Below are 15,923 nucleotides of genomic sequence, written 5' to 3'. Positions count from 1 at the left end.
CCTCAGTCCGTCAGCCAGACGGGGAGCGGGCGTACGGCTTCGCGCAGCGCGTCGGCGACGGCGCGGAACTCCTCCTCGCGGGCCGTACCCGTCCGCATGGCCAGCGCGATCCGCCGCGAGGGCGCCGGTTCGGCGAAGTAGCCCGTGGCCAGGTGCTCGTTGCGGGCGGTCTCCAGGCGCAGCGCGGTGCGCGGCAGCAGCGTGACCCCGAGCCCCCCGGCGACCAGTTGTACGAGGGTGGACAGCCCGGCGGCGGTCGTGGTGACGTCCGCCCCGGCGACGCGTCCCGCGTCGTGGCAGATGTCGAGGGCCTGGTCGCGCAGGCAGTGCCCTTCGTCGAGGAGGAGCAGCCGCAGACCGCGCAGCTCCTCGCGCGGAATGTCCCTGCGGCCGGCGAGCGGATGGTCGCGCGGCGCGAGCAGGACGAAGTCCTCGTCGAAGAGCGGCAGTTCGGTGACTCCCGGCACCCCGAGCGGTACGGCGAGCAGCAGCAGGTCCAGCCGCCCGCCGGCCAGCCCTTCCAGCAGCGAGGCCGTCTGCTCCTCGTGTACCTGGAGGTCGAGCCGGGGGTAGCGGCGGTGGAAGAGCCCGAGCACGGTCGGCAGCAGGTACGGGGCCACGGTGGGGATCACCCCGAACCGCAGCGCCCCGGTGAAGGGGGCCCGTACCGCCTCGGCCTCCTCCAGCAGCCCGCCCATCGCGTCGAGCACGGCCCGCGCGCGGCCCGCGATCCGCTCTCCGGCGGGCGTGAGCAGCACCTTGCGGGTGGTCCGCTCCAGCAGTCGCACCCCGAGCGCCTCCTCCAGCGCGGACACGGCCCCGGAGAGCGCGGGCTGACTCATGCCGATGGCGGCGGCCGCGTCCCGGAAGTGCAGGTGCTCGGCCACGGCGGCGAAGGCCCTGAGCTGGGCGAGCGTCGCCTGCTTGGCTCCTCTGTGGCCCAGGCCATGTCCCACAGCCATTGATAGGTGCCTCCGATCAGTTGGCACCAGGTTAGCTATTTCCGCAATCAATGCCGCTGTGTCAGCATGTGAGACACGTCCAACCCCCCGGAAAGCCCTCAAAAAGGTCACTTTCCTTTGCGCAAGGAGAGCACGTGCTCACTGTCGGCGACCAGTTCCCCACCTACGACCTGACGGCCTGCGTCTCGCTGGAGGCCGGAGCCGAGTTCGCGCAGATCGACCACAAGACCTACGAGGGCAAGTGGAAGATCATGTTCTCCTGGCCGCTCGACTTCACCTTCGTGTGCCCGACGGAGATCGCCGCCTTCGGCAAGCTGAACGACGAGTTCGCCGACCGTGACGCCCAGATCCTCGGCTTCTCGCTCGACTCCGAGTACGTCCACCACGCCTGGCGCAAGGACCACGCCGACCTGCGCGACCTGCCCTTCCCGATGATGTCCGACATCAAGCGCGAGCTCTGCGCCGACCTCGGCATCCTCGGTTCGGACGGTCTGCCGATGCGCGCCGTCTTCATCGTGGACCCGAACAACGAGATCCAGTTCTCCATGGTGACCGCCGGTTCCGTCGGCCGGAATCCCAAGGAGGTCCTGCGGGTCCTCGACGCCCTGCAGACCGACGAGCTGTGCCCCTGCAACTGGACCAAGGGCGAGAGCACGATCGACGCCGGTGCGCTGCTGGCCGGTGAGTGAGCGCATGTCCCTCGACTCCCTCAAGTCCGCCCTGCCGGACTTCGCCAAGGACCTGAAGCTGAACCTGGGCTCGGTCATCGGCAATCAGGACACCCTGACGCGGCAGCAGCTGTGGGGCACCGTCCTGTCCTGCGCCATCGCCGCCCGTTCCCCGCGCGTCCTGCGCGAGCTGGAGCCGGAGGCCAGGGCGGCCCTGTCGCCCGAGGCGTACACCGCCGCGAAGTCCGCCGCCGCGATCATGGCGATGAACAACGTCTTCTACCGCACCCGCCACCTGCTCTCCGACTCGGAGTACGGCGCCCTGCGCGCGGGCCTGCGGATGAACGTCATCGGCAACCCCGGTGTGGAGAAGGTCGACTTCGAGCTGTGGTCGCTCGCCGTCTCCGCGATCAACGGCTGCGGCCAGTGCCTCGACTCCCACGAGCAGGTCCTGCGCAAGGCCGGCGTGGACCGCGAGACGGTCCAGGAGGCCTTCAAGATCGCCTCGGTGATCCAGGCCGTCGCCGTCACCCTCGACTCCGAGGCCGTCCTCGCGGGCGAGTGACACCCCGAGCACGACGACGGGCCCCCGCAGCCGCTCCCGGCCGCGGGGGCCCGTCCGCACTCCCGTGGCGGCCGTGCCGGGACGGCGGGACCTAGTGCCGTGACCGGAAAGGTTCACCGTGTCGCGCCCCCCGGCACGGCACCTCGCCGCATTGTCGGACCGAGCCGGTACGTCCAGTACGAGGCACGGCCCTCCGCCTTGCGATGCACCGCACCGGACGCCGCGACCCGGCAAACCTTTCCGGCCACGGCACTAGTTCCGCAGCTTCGCCATCAGCGCCCGCACGTCCTCGATCATCGCCCCGTCGATCGCGTCCTCGTCCACGGGCTCCTGCTCGCCCGCAGAGGTCGCGAACCACTCCACGGTCAGCGTGAAGACCGCCCCGCCGTCCAGCACCATCAGCCGGTCCCCGCCGCCGCCGTAGTACTGGTCGAGCACCGCCCGGTCACCCAGCCCCGGCACCTCGCGGCGCTCCGCCGGATCCATCCGCATGGTGGTGTTCCCCAGCGGCCCGGTGGCGAACTCCGGCCCCGGGTCGGTCTTCTTGTGCAGTTCGACCAGGACCTGGGCCTGGTACGCGAGGGGCTCCTTCCCGTTCCTCAGGTGGATCCCGCAGTGCGCCCAGTCCTGGGCGCCGCTGCGGCCCTCGCTCGCGTCGTTGCTCCCGGCCTCCCTGACCGCCCGGCCGACCGTCTTGCCCACCATCTCGAGCGAGACCTCCTGGCACAGGTTCCCGGCGTGCCGGTAGTCGATGCGCGGGCTACCGGCGAAACGGTCCTGCGCAGCCAGCGTGCCCGCCCACACCGCCGAGGCGGCCACCACTCCGCCCAGCGCCCACAACCAGGGCCTGTGCGGCGCCCGTACGCGCTCGCCCGGCAGGTCCGGTGCGGCCTCCCGCACCGGCTCCGCCGTCTCCCCGGCCCCGTCGATCTCGGGCTCGCCGATCATCCCCGTGTCCCCCGTCCCCCGCGCCCCCGCGCCCACGGCGCGAACCGCGCCCCTACCTGTGCAGCGCCTTCATCAGGCCGTGCATGTCGTCGATCATCGCAGCCTGGACGGCGTCCGAGTCGGGCTTCGGCGGATCTTGCGGGGGCCCGGAGTCGGGGATGGGATTGCCGTCGGCGTCGACCGAGTCCGGGCCGTACGACCACACGGTCACGTCCACGGTGAACACCGCGCCCCCGTCGAGGACGGCGAGCCGCCACGACTGCTCGTACTCCGTCTCCCAGATCAGCGCCCGCTCCCCGAGCCCCGGCACCGAACGCGGCTCCGAGCGGCTCATGCCGGTCCAGTCCGCGGGCGCGGGATCCGCGCCGAACTCCGGCGCGGGGTCGGTCCGTTTGTGCAGGGACACCGAGGTCTGGATCTGGTACTCGAGCCGGAACCCGCTCCCCGTGGGGCCCCTCGGGGCGCTCAGCCGGCAGTACGCCTGATCCACTCCCGGGTGCTCGAACAGTTTCGGGGTGGGATTCCACTGAATCACCTCGGCCAGCCGGGCCAGCGCGGGCAGCTTCGCCGAGTCGCACAGGCTCTCGGGCAGCCCGTACCGCAGGGGCGGGCGGTCGTCCTGCGGGGCCGCGGCCCACCAGGCGCCCGCCCACAGCACGGAGGCCGTCAGGGCCCCGCCGAGCGCCCACCGCCAGGCGCGGCGGGTAGGAGTCGGGGCTCCCCCGTGGTACTCGTGCCCCTCTAGCCCCTCTGGCCCCTCAGACCTCTCCGGCCCCGGTATGCCGGACGAGCCGCCGTCGAACTCAGGCTCCGTTATCACCCGTACGTGTCTCCTCCGCCTCAAATGCCGTCTGTCCCAGGGCCGTCGCACCGTGCGGCCCGGGGCCGACCGGGGAGAGCCCGTGGTGGAGCTGTTCGCGCGAGTAGGCCCTCAGGTAGCCGACCACGGTGTTGGTGACGGCGACCAGCGGGACGGCGACCACCGCTCCGCCGATGCCGGCGACCAGTCCGCCGGCCGCCACCGAGAGCACCACCGCGAGCGGGTGGACCCGTACCGCCCGGCCCAGGATGAAGGGCTGGAGCACGTGGCCCTCGATCTGCTGCACGGCCAGCACCACCAGCAGCACCATCGTCGCGGTGAACGGGCCCTGGGTCACCAGGGCCACGACCACGGCGAGGACGCCGGAGATCACCGCGCCGACGAGCGGGATGAAGGCGAACAGGAAGATGAAGACGGCGAGCGGCACGGCCATCGTCACGTCGAGGAAGTAGAGGCCGAGTCCGATGAACACGGCGTCGATGAGGGCCACCAGGACCGTGCCGCGCACGTACGCGGTCAGGGTGCGCCAGGCGCGCGGACCGGCGCCGGCGACCCCGGGGCGGGCGGCGGCCGGGAGCAGGCCCGTGGCCCAGATCCAGATGCGCTTGCCGTCGTAGAGCAGGAAGAGCGTGGAGAACATCGCGAGCAGCATGCCCGTCAGGACCTCGACGAGGACCGTGACGCCTTGCAGGCCGGCGGAGGTGATCTGCTCGGTGTTGGTGCCGATGGTCTCGCTGAGGTTCTTGGCGATGTCGTTGATCTGCTTCTCGGTCACGTGGAACGGACTGTCCAGTGCCCAGAGTTTGAGCTCGTTGATGCCCTCGCGCAGCCGGTCGGAGAGCTCGTCGAGGTTGTCCATGACCTGCCAGACCACGAACCAGCCGACCAGCCCGATGACCACGAACCCGAGGATCGCGGTGACGGCCGTGGCCAGGCCCCGGGGCATCCCGAGCCGGCGCAGCCGGACCACGAAGGGCTGGAGCATCGCGGTCACCAGGAGGGCGGCGGCGAAGGCCAGGACGACCAGGCGCACTTCGCTGATCACCCGCATCAGGACCCAGAGCATCCCGGCGAGCAGCAGCAGCCGCCAGCTCGCCTCGGCGGCGACGCGTACGCCCCACGGGATGACGGACACGGGGTCGGGGCGCGGGGGGCCGGAGTGGCCGGAGTGGCCCGTGTGTTCGGCGCCCGGGGATGCGGGGGCCGGGACGGAGCCCGCCGGGGAGGCGGCGGGCGGAGCGGCCGGGGAACCGGGGGCGGCCGCGGCCGCGGCGGGGCCGCGCCCGGGCGCCGGGAGGTCGCCGGAGGTCTCGGCCTCGACCTCGGCGCGCCGCTCCGCGAGCCGGGCCTCCACGTCGCTCAGCCTCTTGCCGAGCCGGCCGAGCCAGCCTGTCTTCGCCATGTCGTTCCCTTCCCCCCGCCCTGGACCGCGCGTCCGCGCGCCGGGGCACGCCTCGAAAGACCGTACACGCGAAGAGCCCCGCACCGTAGGACGGTGCGGGGCTCTTCGGGGCTGAGGCGCGCTCTCGCCGCGTCGGCCTAGTAGTAGTTGTTGGCCTGGTGGAAGCTCCAGGCTCCACACGGGCCGCCGTACCTCTTGTTCATGTAGTTCAGACCCCACTCGATCTGGGTGGCGGGGTTGGTGCGCCAGTCCGCGCCGGCCGAGGCCATCTTCGAACCGGGGAGGGCCTGGACGAGGCCGTAGGCGCCCGAGGACGGGTTCACGGCCCGGTAGTTCCAGGTGGATTCCTGGTTGATGAGCTTGGAGAAGCACGAGAACTGCCCCGCCGGGACCATCTGCTGGGCGATCGCCTTGACCTGGGCCACCGTGTACGAGGCCTGCGGCGCGAAGGAGGATCCGTCGCGGGAGGCGGAACGGCTGGCGGCCTGCTCCTTCTCCTCGCGCTCCTTCTTCGCCTTCTCGTCCGCGGCCTTCTGCGCTTCGGCCTTCTTAGACTTGGCGTCCGAGGCGGCCTGGATGCGGGCGGCTTCCTCGGCCGAGCGCTTGGCGTCGGCGTCGGCGGCGTGGGCGATGGAGTCGGCCTGCTGCGTCAGGGACGCGTTCTGAACCTGCGCCTGCTCGCCGACCGGGATGTCAGTGAGGAGAGTCGTCCCGGACGCGGTCGTCTCGAGATCGTTCGAGGCGGGGTCGCCAGTGGCAACACCCACGACGGCGCCGACGGTGGTGACGGCGGTGGCCGAAGCCACCGCGAATCCCCGAACCGAGATCCGGCTCACACGGTTTCCTTCCAGCAGCGTCCGCAGTGACTGCGCGGGCGCAATAGTGCCCTTGACGCTGGCCTCCATGATGATGCGGTCACTGGAGGCGCGGGCCCGTGGGCAACTCCCTTGCGGAAGTGCCGCGTGATGCTCCGGGCGGCATACGGCGATCGGTTGTGGAGTTAGCGGTACTGCGCGCATCTCACGGGAGATACAGGTGTGCCGTATGCGGGGCCTGACGGAAAACAGACTCTGCCGGACCCCGACGCCGCAGGGCAATTCTCCGTTGCGTGGGAAAGGTCACACCTGGCATGTCGCCGCTGGTTCCGGCAAACCCCTGTGCACGGAGGCGCCGCCCGGCTAGGCTATCTGGCCTTTGCCGGGCGGCGCCAACTCGCTTTCCCGCTATGGGTGTTTTACCTGGTTTGGGGCCCGCGCGGGCGGCCCGCCGCGCCCTACAGGTTCTCCAGCATCTCGGTGACCAGCGCGGCGATCGGGGAGCGCTCGGACCGCGTCAGCGTGATGTGCGCGAAGAGCGGATGCCCCTTCAGCTTCTCGACCACGGCGACTACTCCGTCGTACCGGCCGACCCGCAGGTTGTCCCGCTGGGCCACGTCGTGGGTGAGAACCACCCGCGAATTGGCCCCGATGCGGGACAGAACGGTCAGCAGGACATTGCGCTCGAGCGACTGCGCCTCGTCCACGATCACGAACGCGTCGTGCAGCGAGCGGCCGCGGATGTGCGTGAGCGGCAGGACCTCCAGCATCCCGCGGTTGAGCACCTCCTCGATGACCGCGCGCCCGGCGACCGCCGAGAGGGTGTCGAACACCGCCTGGGCCCAGGGGCTCATCTTCTCGTTGGCGTCCCCGGGGAGGTAGCCCAGGTCCTGGCCGCCGACGGCGTACAGCGGCCGGAAGACCATCACCTTCTGGTGCTGCCTCCGCTCCAGTACGGCCTCCAGCCCCGCGCACAGCGCCAGCGCCGACTTTCCGGTGCCGGCCCGGCCGCCCATCGAGATGATCCCGATCTCGGGGTCGAGCAGGAGATCGAGCGCGATCCGCTGCTCGGCGCTGCGGCCGTGCAGCCCGAAGGCCTCGCGGTCGCCCCGTACGAGCTTCACGTTGCCGTCGGCCGTGACCCGGCCGAGCGCCTTGCCGCGCTCGGACTGGAGGACCAGGCCGGTGTGCACGGGAAGTTCCGCGGCCTCCGGCACGTAGAGCCGCTCCTCGGAGAAGAGCAGGTCCACCTGCTCCCCGGAGAGCGCCAGCTCGGTCATGCCGGTCCAGCCGGCATCGGTGATCGCGAGCTCCGCGCGGTACTCCTCTGCCATCAGCCCCACGGAGGAGGCCTTGATGCGCAGGGGGAGATCCTTCGAGACGACCGTGACGTCGTAGCCCTCGGCCTGGAGGTTGCGCGCGACCGCGAGGATCCGCGAATCGTTGTCCCCCAGCCTGAAGCCCGCGGGCAGGACGCTCTGGTCGGAGTGGTTGAGCTCGACGCGCAGGGTGCCGCCCAGATCGCCCAGCGGGATGGGTGCGTCGAGGCGACCATGGAGGACCCGGAACTCGTCGAGCAGCCGCAGGGCCTGACGGGCGAAGTAACCGAGTTCGGGATGGTGCCTCTTTGCCTCCAGCTCGGTGATCACCACGATCGGGAGCACGACCTCGTGCTCGTCGAATCGGGAGATCGCGTTGGGGTCTGCCAGCAGGACGCTGGTGTCGAGGACGTAGGTCCGCCTGTCGGGCAGGCGGCTCTTAGTGCTGGTCACCACGGAAGGACGTACCCCCTCGGAAGAGGTCGGGCCATGAAGACCGGACCGGTCATCGGCACCCCTGCGCGGGCCGACTTCCGGCCCTCCACTCCGTCCGTGCGAACCGCACGTGCGTCCTGGTGCAAAGGGCCTCCCGGGCGGACGACCCCATGCCGTCCGCTGAGACTCGACACCCGTGGATCGGGCGTCGACCTGCAAGGGATATTCCCCGAATGGGTCCAGCCATGCCATGGCATATGACGGACGCTCGGTGAATCCCTGGTGAAGGCCTCGCGCGGAGGGTCCAAGGGGGCGGGGACGGCCCTGCGGGAACACGGGTACGGCGCGCCACGGAGGAGTCCGGGCGCGCCGTGAGATGCCGAGGGGGTGTCAGATACCCGCAGGTCAGATGCCGTACGAGTGGCCCTGGCGGGCAGGTCAGCTGCCGTAGCGCCGGTGGCGGGCGGCGTAGTCGCGCAGGGCGCGCAGGAAGTCGACCTTGCGGAAGGCCGGCCAGAAGACCTCGCAGAAGTAGTACTCGGAGTGCGCGCTCTGCCACAGCATGAATCCGGACAGCCGCTGCTCCCCGCTGGTGCGGATCACCAGGTCCGGGTCGGGCTGGCCGCGCGTGTAGAGGTGCTCCGCGATGTGCTCGATGTCGAGGATCTCGGCGAGCTCCTCGAAGGAGGTGCCCTTCGAGGCGTGCTCCAGCAGCAGCGAGCGGACCGCGTCGGCGATCTCCTGGCGGCCGCCGTAGCCGACCGCGACGTTGACGAGTATCCCGTCGATGTCGCGGGTGGCCTCCATGGCCTCCTTCAGGACGCTCTGGGTCCCGGCGGGCAGGATGTCGAGGTTGCCGACGTGGTGGACGCGCCAGCGGCCGTCGGAGGCGAGGCCCCGGACGGTGTTCTCGATGATGTTGAGCAGCGGGCGGAGCTCGACCTCGGGCCGGTCCAGGTTGTCCGTGGAGAGCATCCACAGGGTGACTACCTCGACGTCCGTCTCGGTGCACCAGCCAAGCATTTCGGAGATCTTGTCGGCGCCGGCCTGGTGGCCCTGCACCGTCGTGCCTCCGGAGGCCTTGGCCCAGCGTCGGTTCCCGTCGAGAATGACGCCGATGTGCTTGGGCGCCGCGTCATGGTCGATGCGGCCTTCCACCCGGCGTGCGTAGAGCCTGTACACCAGGTCGCGCAGCTTCACGATCTTCCAGCCCCTCCGAGCGATGCCCCCGTGCGGAATACGGTGATCCCCCCAAGTCCGCCACAGTACTGCGCGACGGGATCCGGCACCCAACTCGGTCCTGTCACAAGTCCGTGATAGGGAGGACAACGTGACTGAAAACAATCCCTATCGGGCAGAGCCCTCGCGCTACGACTCCATGGAGTACCGGCGCACCGGCCGCAGCGGCCTCAAGCTCCCCGCGATCTCCCTCGGCCTCTGGCACAACTTCGGCGACGACAAGTCCCTCGGGTCCCAGCGGGCGATCCTGCGCCGGGCCTTCGACCTCGGCGTCACCCACTTCGACCTGGCGAACAACTACGGCCCGCCCCCCGGGTCGGCCGAGCTGAACTTCGGCAAGATCTTCGCGCAGGACTTCGCGTCCCACCGCGAGGAGCTGGTCCTCTCCACCAAGGCCGGCTACCTCATGCACGAGGGGCCGTACGGCGAGTGGGGCAGCCGCAAGTACCTGCTCGGGTCGCTGGACGCCTCGCTGAAGCGGATGGGCGTCGACTACGTCGACATCTTCTACTCGCACCGCTTCGACCCCGAGACCCCGCTGGAGGAGACCATGGGCGCCCTGGCGTCCGCGGTCCAGCAGGGCAAGGCGCTCTACGTGGGCGTCTCCTCCTACACCGCCGAGCAGACGGCCGAGGCGGCCCGGCTGCTGAAGGAGATGGGGATCCGTCCCCTCATCCACCAGCCCTCGTACTCCATGATCAACCGCTGGACGGAGGACGACGGCCTGCTGGACACCCTGGAGGAGGCCGGCATGGGCTGCATCTCCTTCGTGCCGCTCGCGCAGGGTCTGCTGACCGGCAAGTACCTCAAGGGCATCCCAGAGGGCTCGCGGGCCACGCAGGGCAAGTCCCTGAACCCGGACCTGCTCTCGGACGAGGTCGTGCGCCGGCTGAACGGGCTGAACGAGATCGCGGCGCGGCGCGGGCAGACGCTGGCCCAGCTCGCGCTGAACTGGGTGCTGCGGGACGAGCGGATGACCTCGGCGCTGATCGGCGCGTCGAGCGTGAAGCAGCTCGAGGAAAACGTGGCTTCCCTGGCCGGCGCACCGCTGTCGGAGCAGGAGCTGAAGGAGATCGACTCCTTCGCGGTATCCACCCCCGGCGCCAACATCTGGGCCCAGCGGGGCTGACCTGCGCGTTTGCCCGACCCCGTCCCGTGACCGCGAGGGAACGAAAAACGGGCCGGTCCGTGGGGGGGATACGGACCGGCCCGAGGGGGGGGTTCCACCATAACCCTTCGTAAAGCCTGCTGCGCGCATCACCGCGACACGACTACGCTCCGCAGCCACCCGGGAGCACTCCGCAGAGCCGGGGAGGCCCCCACAGCCCTTGCGGGGCACCGGCCGGGGCCCGTACGGACCAACCTGCGGCCGTCCCTCCCCCGGGGGACCCGGCCGGGTGCGCCGGCTTGACGCCGAAGGCCGGATCCCCCGGGCGGGCCGCCCCCAGGGCCTGTCGTCAAACTCCCGCCTGCCGCGCGACGCCCGGCCCTAGGCTGGCCCGCATGGGGAACAGGGAGCGGTGGCACGACGGCCCGGGGACGCTCTACGTCGCGCGCGGGCGGGCGGGGCGCCTGGAGGTGCCGGAGCCCGCGGAGGGCCCGGAGTCGCGCGCGGAGGTGCCGGTGGAGCTGCCCCTGGAGGCACCGGTGGAGGTGCCCCTGGAGGTGGCCGCCTCCTACCGGGCCCGCACGCGCGGTCTGCTCGGGCGGGACGGGATCGAGGGGGCGATGCTCCTCACCCCCGCGTCGAGCGTGCACACCTTCCGGATGCGCTTCGCCATCGACGTGGCCCACCTCGACCGCCGGCTCAACGTCATCGCGCTGACCACCATGGCCCCCGGCCGGCTCGGACTCCCCCGGCCGCGCGCCCGCCACGTCCTGGAGGCCGAGGCCGGAGCCATGGCCGCCTGGGGCCTGCGCGTCGGGTCCCCGCTCCGGGTCCGTCTCACCACCAGCTAGGCGCCACCCCGCGCCGGCGGTAGGTTGGGGCGGTTGAGCTGGGGTGTGGCAGGGGAGCGGCATGACCGAGAACGCGCGCGTCAAAGCGCTGGAGCAGATCATGCCGGCGACCCACGGGGCCGACGAGGACATCGACTGGCAGGCGGCCGAGGCCGTCTGGGGCAGCCGGTTCCCCTCCGATTACGTGGCCTTCATGGGCCGCTTCGGCGCGGGCTCGATCAACGGCGAGGCCAGCGTGCTGCTTCCGCTGCCCAAGCCCGGACTCCAGTGGGACCCGGCACAGATGACGGAGGAGACGGCCAACGCCCGCCAGGTCTGGGAGGCGGAGGGCGGCCGGGCCGCCTTCGACGTGGACCCGGAGTCGATCCTCGCCTGGGGCGTCACCGGCGGCTCCGACATCCTGTGCTGGCTGACGACCGACCCCGACCCCGACCGCTGGCCCGTTCTGGTGGTCGGCCGGCACACCGCCGACTCCTTCGCGGTGTACCCGTACGGCATGGCCGAGTTCCTCCACCTGCTGTGTTCCGACGAGTTCGACGTGAGCCCGGTCAGCATCACCTTCTGGGACGGCGACCACCTCAGCTTCGTGCACTGGCAGAAGGCCCAGCGCCGCTGGCAGGAGGGGCGCAACCCCGAAACGGGCGAGCCCGATCCGTACGCGGGCGACTTCGCGGACTGAGCCCCGCCTCCACGCACCCCTCCGCCCCCGCCACACCCCGTACGCCCGTTCCGCCGCGCTCCTTGGCCGGAAACGGGCGTTTCGGCATGTCTACGCGCGTCCGAATTGTTGATCACATATCGGAAAACACCATTCCGAAATGCCGCAGTTGGAGCATTGACCACAAGTGCCGACCCAATGGAACCAACCGCCCTTCCGCAGGAGAGAATTCCGGCCAACGGGCCATGGAGGGACACCGAGCCCGGAGTGACTCATAAGTAATAACGCGACTCAAAAGAAAATCAGGGGAACCCACCCGTGCGACGAAGAATCTTCAGCACGGCCGCCACCACGGTCGTGCTCGGTCTGCTGATACCGCTGGCCGGCTGCGGCAGCTCCGGCGGAAGCGCTGATGACGGCGGTACCCTCCGCCTCGTCGCCGCCGAATACGGCGACACCTCGGCCAACAGTTCCAAGGATTTCTGGGACAAGGTGACGGACGATTTCGCCGCCTCGAACCCCGGCATCAAGGTCCAGGTCGAGATCCTGCCGTGGGCCGACATCGACCGTGAAGTCTCGCGCATGGTCAAGGCCGGCAACGCCCCGGACATGGCCCTCATGGGCGGCTACTCGGACTTCGCGGCGCAGGGGAAGCTCTATTCCGCGCCCGAGCTCCTCTCGGTCAGCGCCGAGGCGAACTTCCTCAAGCCCCTCTCCGACGCCGGATCCGTCCGCAACACCCTCTACGGCCTGCCCTTCGTGGCGAGCAGCCGCCTGCTCTTCTACAACGAGAAGCTGCTCGCCGACGCCGGGGTCATCCCGAAGGACTCCAAGAGCGGCTGGCAGCCCAAGACCTGGCTGGACCTGAAGGCCGCGGCCGTGGCGCTCAAGGCCAAGGGCGTGAAGACGCCGTTCGCCCTGCCCCTGGGCCCGGAAGAGGCGCACGCCGAGGCGATGATCTGGGAGCTCAGCAACGGCGGCGGCTACGCCGACAGCAGCGGCAACTACAACCTGGCCTCCGAGCAGAACATCATGACCTTCAAGTGGATCAAGCAGCACCTGGTCGCCCCCGGGCTGCTCGGCCCCACTCCCCCGTCCCAGCTCAACCGGGCCGACGCCTTCGCCGCCTTCGCGAAGGGCGACGTCGGCATGCTCAACGGCTACCCCCAGCTCGCCCACGAGGCGCGCAACAAGGGGATCAAGGTCGGCGCCGTCGCCATGCCCGTCTCGGACACGCTGAACACCGGACAGGTCCCGCCGAACGTGGGCGTGGCCGACTGGATGATGGCCTTCAAGGAGAACGGCCACCGCGAGGAGATCGGCAAGTTCCTGGAATTCGTCTACCGGGACAAGAACCTGTCGGACTTCGCCAGCCGCTACCACCTGCTGCCGTCCACCGTCTCGGCCTCCCGCACCATGGCCGGATCCTCGGGCATGGACGAGAACGACCAGCAGTTCCTGAACGCCCTGCGCGGTGCGCAGCTCTACCCGGTCAACGACCCGTCCTGGGTGGTCATCAGCGACACCATCAAGCGCAACATCGGCCGCGCCGTGGACCCCTCCGGCGACCCGAAGGCCGTCCTGGAGGAGATCGCCGCCAAGGCCAACGAGGCCCGGAAGGCGACGCGCTGACCCGGCGCGCCACCGACGCGACCCGGCTCCCCGCCGGCGCGGAGGTACCCCCGAAGGCCCCGGCCGAAAGGGACCTTCGCCCCCTGCCGCACCCCACCCCGGGCGGCATCATGGCTGGTACGGCTTTGATCCAAGGCCGAGGCCCAGTCGCCCGCAAGCGCCCACAAGGCGCGCGGGGCGGCCGGCCCACCTCCTCCGCGCGCCCCTGCCGGCGAACGCGATGCGACGCGATCAGCTCGCGCCCTGGTTCTGCGGCGTGAACGCCACGCGGTACTGCTCGCAGCTGGAATCCCACGGCAGCGACCCCTTGAGCGTGCCGTAGCCGGTGCGGGTGACCGACCACTCCACCGTGTAGGTCCCGGTGTCGCACTTGATGCGCTTGCCACCCGGGATCTTCGTACGGCCCGTCGCGGGCCGGTCCTTGAGCTCCTGGCGCACCTGGGCCACCTCGGCGCGCCGGGCATCGCGCAGCACCGCGCGCAGGACGAGCACCTGCTTGCCGTCCTTCGTCGTCAGCACCTTCTTGACCCCCTGCGAATCCGCCACCGACCACGCGAACTCGTACCCGGGCGCCCAGGCCAGGGTCTTGGGGTCGGGGGCCTGCCGCTCGTACTCCTCGGCGCCCTTGGGGCCGCGGCGCAGGACCGTCTTGTACTGGATCGAGGGATGGAAGCGGAACTGCGCCTCCACCTTGTGCATGTCGTCCTTGGTCCACATCGACTTCATCGCCTTCTCCCCGCCGCTCGGGTCCTGGAGGTACGCCGTACCGTCCGCGGCGGTGGCCGCGCCCGAGAGGGCCGGGGCGAGGGCCGCGGTGACGGCGGCGAGGACGAGGGCGGCGGTGCGCGTGCGGTTCATGCCCGGCCCAACGGGACCCTCCGGCGGGCCGGAACGACACCGGGCGTCCTTTCACCCGTACGGGATCCGGCCCGGTGGTGGACGGGGTACGTGCGGCCGCCGTCGGACTCGGACCGGACGGCGTGTCAGGCGCTGGGGCCGGTGACCACCGGGAAGCCGGTGGGGCGGCCCTGCTCCTTCAGCCAGGCGAGGACCTGGTCGAGGGCCGCGACGCTCTGGGTGCGGTCGCCGCCGCCGTCGTGGAAGAGGACGGTCGGGCCGTTGCCGATCTCGGCCTTGACCGTGCCCACGATGGCGGCGACGCCCGGCTTGCTGAAGTCCTTGGTGTCGATGTTCCAGCCGAGCGGGCGCATGCCGTTGGCGGCGGCCAGGGCCCGGCTCCCGGGGGTGAACGCGCCGCCGGGGGCCCGGTAGTAGTCCACCTTGGCCCCGCCCGCGGCGTCCTCGATCTGCTTCTTCGCGCGGAGGATCTGCTGCTGCTGATAGGCGAGGGGCTTCTTGTCCATCCCCGTGTCGTGGTCCGTGGTGTGGTCGCAGAGCCGGTGCCCGCCGGCGACGACCTTCTTGACCAGGTCGGGGTGGTCCTCGGCCTGCGGTCCGATCATGCAGAAGACCGCCTTCACTTCGTACTTCTCCAGCACCTCCAGCACCTTCGGGGTCCACTGGGGGTCGGGCCCGTCGTCGATGGTGATGTTGACCGCGTCGCCGCCGCTCTCCGACGCGTGGGCTATGCCGTCCGGGACCTTCCCGCCCGGCTTTCCGGGGGCCTGGGGCCCGCCGTCGCCGCCCTGGGCGGGGTCGTCGGTCTGCCGGGAGACGTGTCGGTGGTTGATCTCGTGCCCCGGGTCGACGACCGCCGTCACTCCCCACGCGGTCGCGGCCACCGCCGCCACCGCTCCGGCGACGGCGATCCGTGCCTTCGTCCCCTGCGTCCGCGTGCGCGCCATGAACCCCATGTGCTGTCTCAACTCCCCGAATCGACGTCCCCGTGTGAGCTCGCACTGGTCAGGACGTCGGCCGTGGATGCGGGGTTCCAGCCGAATGGCCCATAAATTCCGGGTTGCAGGACTTTGGTCCTCCATCGTCCCGAATTCCGTCCCGGCCGAAACCGATGAGGAGCGGACCGGCCTCATACCGGACATCCCGGTCCCAAGAACCGGGCTCGAGCCGGAGGTTCACCCACCCATGCGCAAGGCAGCGACAACCCGCCCGTACGCATTGCCGGCCCTGCTCGCCGCGCTCGCCCTGGCGGTGACGGCCCGTGGGGCCGGCGGGGGCGGGGACGCCTCGGAATCCGCACGTCCCGCAGCCGAGTTGGTCCTCGTACCGGCTGACGGAGCGAAGGACGTCAAGCCGGACGAGCCGCTCACGGCGCGCGTGGAGGACCAGTGGGTCGACAAATCGATGCGCCTGACGGTCTCGGGCACGTTCGCGCACCAGGCGGAATGGGCGGAGAGCTACATCGGCTCGGCGAACAGGAGCCACGGCTGCATCGGCATGAAGACGGCCGACGCCACGTGGTTCTACGACCAGGCCCAGGTCGGCGACGTCTTCGACGTCACGGGCGGCAAGGAAACGGTGGCCGCCGCCAACGGCTTCGGCGAGTGGAACCTGTCATGGGAGGACTGGCGGAAGAAGTCGGC

At 70.6% G+C, this 15,923-nt stretch carries 15 protein-coding genes and 1 pseudogene; 7 read left to right on the top strand and 9 right to left on the bottom strand.

The genetic code is table 11. The annotated features are described in order from the left end of the window. Window positions 1-2: 2 nt before the first annotated feature. Complete coding sequence (locus tag ACIQV3_RS12310; RefSeq protein ID WP_403712347.1) at window positions 3-962, bottom strand: hydrogen peroxide-inducible genes activator; 960 nt, start codon at window positions 960-962, stop codon at window positions 3-5. 134 nt (window positions 963-1,096) lie between these two features. Here ACIQV3_RS12310 and ACIQV3_RS12305 point away from each other — a divergent pair, with 134 nt between their 5' ends. Continuing rightward, window positions 1,097-1,651, top strand: a complete 555-nt coding sequence (locus ACIQV3_RS12305; protein WP_403712346.1) for a peroxiredoxin — start codon at window positions 1,097-1,099, stop codon at window positions 1,649-1,651. A 4-nt stretch (window positions 1,652-1,655) separates the two neighbouring features. After that, a complete protein-coding gene (locus ACIQV3_RS12300) occupies window positions 1,656-2,195 on the top strand; it encodes an alkyl hydroperoxide reductase (RefSeq protein WP_403712598.1) in 540 nt (179 codons plus the stop codon). 252 nt (window positions 2,196-2,447) lie between these two features. Here ACIQV3_RS12300 and ACIQV3_RS12295 read toward each other — a convergent pair whose 3' ends face one another. From ACIQV3_RS12295 to ACIQV3_RS12270, 6 genes are all read right to left on the bottom strand, one after another. Further along, window positions 2,448-3,143, bottom strand: coding sequence for a hypothetical protein (locus tag ACIQV3_RS12295; protein WP_403712345.1), 696 nt, complete (start codon window positions 3,141-3,143; stop codon window positions 2,448-2,450). Window positions 3,144-3,195: 52 nt separating this feature from the next. After that, window positions 3,196-3,963: a hypothetical protein gene (locus tag ACIQV3_RS12290; RefSeq protein ID WP_403712344.1), complete on the bottom strand. Its 768-nt coding sequence runs from the start codon at window positions 3,961-3,963 to the stop codon at window positions 3,196-3,198. Further along, window positions 3,947-5,365 carry an AI-2E family transporter gene (locus tag ACIQV3_RS12285; RefSeq protein WP_403712343.1) on the bottom strand — a complete coding sequence of 473 codons (1,419 nt, stop codon included), beginning with the start codon at window positions 5,363-5,365 and terminating at the stop codon, window positions 3,947-3,949. Before ACIQV3_RS12285 ends, ACIQV3_RS12290 begins: the two co-directional genes overlap by 17 nt. Before the next feature lie 137 nt (window positions 5,366-5,502). After that, entirely contained in the window at window positions 5,503-6,270 is a 768-nt protein-coding gene (locus tag ACIQV3_RS12280) for a transglycosylase SLT domain-containing protein (RefSeq protein WP_403712342.1), read from the bottom strand. A gap of 368 nt (window positions 6,271-6,638) precedes the next feature. Next, window positions 6,639-7,955, bottom strand: coding sequence for a PhoH family protein (locus ACIQV3_RS12275; protein WP_266880864.1), 1,317 nt, complete (start codon window positions 7,953-7,955; stop codon window positions 6,639-6,641). Window positions 7,956-8,372: 417 nt separating this feature from the next. Continuing rightward, window positions 8,373-9,134 carry an isoprenyl transferase gene (locus tag ACIQV3_RS12270; RefSeq protein ID WP_403712341.1) on the bottom strand — a complete coding sequence of 254 codons (762 nt, stop codon included), beginning with the start codon at window positions 9,132-9,134 and terminating at the stop codon, window positions 8,373-8,375. 130 nt (window positions 9,135-9,264) lie between these two features. On the opposite strand from ACIQV3_RS12270, the gene mgrA reads away from it, so the two are divergent. The 4 genes from mgrA (at window position 9,265) to ACIQV3_RS12250 (ending at window position 13,422) form a co-directional block, all read left to right on the top strand. Continuing rightward, on the top strand, window positions 9,265-10,302 hold the full coding sequence (mgrA, locus tag ACIQV3_RS12265) for an L-glyceraldehyde 3-phosphate reductase (protein ID WP_403712340.1): 1,038 nt from the start codon (window positions 9,265-9,267) through the stop codon (window positions 10,300-10,302). Window positions 10,303-10,676: 374 nt separating this feature from the next. Next, entirely contained in the window at window positions 10,677-11,132 is a 456-nt protein-coding gene (locus tag ACIQV3_RS12260; RefSeq protein ID WP_403712339.1) for a DUF192 domain-containing protein, read from the top strand. A gap of 61 nt (window positions 11,133-11,193) precedes the next feature. Continuing rightward, window positions 11,194-11,811 carry an SMI1/KNR4 family protein gene (locus ACIQV3_RS12255; RefSeq protein WP_403712338.1) on the top strand — a complete coding sequence of 206 codons (618 nt, stop codon included), beginning with the start codon at window positions 11,194-11,196 and terminating at the stop codon, window positions 11,809-11,811. Between the two features lie 297 nt (window positions 11,812-12,108). Continuing rightward, window positions 12,109-13,422, top strand: coding sequence for an extracellular solute-binding protein (locus ACIQV3_RS12250; RefSeq protein WP_403712336.1), 1,314 nt, complete (start codon window positions 12,109-12,111; stop codon window positions 13,420-13,422). 231 nt (window positions 13,423-13,653) lie between these two features. On the opposite strand, the gene ACIQV3_RS12245 is transcribed toward ACIQV3_RS12250, so the two are convergent. Together ACIQV3_RS12245 and ACIQV3_RS12240 are read right to left on the bottom strand one after the other, a co-directional pair. After that, window positions 13,654-14,280 (bottom strand): hypothetical protein, encoded by a 627-nt coding sequence (locus ACIQV3_RS12245; protein WP_403712335.1) that lies wholly within the window; start codon window positions 14,278-14,280, stop codon window positions 13,654-13,656. 125 nt (window positions 14,281-14,405) lie between these two features. Continuing rightward, window positions 14,406-15,227, bottom strand: coding sequence for a polysaccharide deacetylase family protein (locus ACIQV3_RS12240; RefSeq protein WP_403712334.1), 822 nt, complete (start codon window positions 15,225-15,227; stop codon window positions 14,406-14,408). On the opposite strand from ACIQV3_RS12240, the pseudogene ACIQV3_RS12235 reads away from it, so the two are divergent. After that, window positions 15,226-15,819: pseudogene (locus ACIQV3_RS12235) on the top strand (L,D-transpeptidase family protein); the annotation flags it as partial. The gene ACIQV3_RS12240 and the pseudogene ACIQV3_RS12235 sit on opposite strands and share 2 nt — an antisense overlap. Window positions 15,820-15,923: the final 104 nt, after the last annotated feature.

This window comes from Streptomyces sp. NPDC099050 (assembly GCF_044759865.1).
Taxonomy (GTDB): domain Bacteria; phylum Actinomycetota; class Actinomycetes; order Streptomycetales; family Streptomycetaceae; genus Streptomyces.
This window is presented reverse-complemented; position numbering and strand designations above follow the sequence as displayed.

Bases quoted from the DNA above. Each gene is read 5' to 3' on its own strand.
- ACIQV3_RS12310 (WP_403712347.1), bottom strand. From the start codon at position 962: ATGGCTGTGGGACATGGCCTGGGCCACAGAGGAGCCAAGCAGGCGACG.
- ACIQV3_RS12300 (WP_403712598.1), top strand. From the start codon at position 1,656: ATGTCCCTCGACTCCCTCAAGTCCGCCCTGCCGGACTTCGCCAAGGAC.
- ACIQV3_RS12295 (WP_403712345.1), bottom strand. From the start codon at position 3,143: ATGATCGGCGAGCCCGAGATCGACGGGGCCGGGGAGACGGCGGAGCCG.
- ACIQV3_RS12285 (WP_403712343.1), bottom strand. From the start codon at position 5,365: ATGGCGAAGACAGGCTGGCTCGGCCGGCTCGGCAAGAGGCTGAGCGAC.
- ACIQV3_RS12280 (WP_403712342.1), bottom strand. From the start codon at position 6,270: ATGGAGGCCAGCGTCAAGGGCACTATTGCGCCCGCGCAGTCACTGCGG.
- ACIQV3_RS12260 (WP_403712339.1), top strand. From the start codon at position 10,677: ATGGGGAACAGGGAGCGGTGGCACGACGGCCCGGGGACGCTCTACGTC.
- ACIQV3_RS12255 (WP_403712338.1), top strand. From the start codon at position 11,194: ATGACCGAGAACGCGCGCGTCAAAGCGCTGGAGCAGATCATGCCGGCG.
- ACIQV3_RS12245 (WP_403712335.1), bottom strand. From the start codon at position 14,280: ATGAACCGCACGCGCACCGCCGCCCTCGTCCTCGCCGCCGTCACCGCG.
- ACIQV3_RS12240 (WP_403712334.1), bottom strand. From the start codon at position 15,227: ATGGCGCGCACGCGGACGCAGGGGACGAAGGCACGGATCGCCGTCGCC.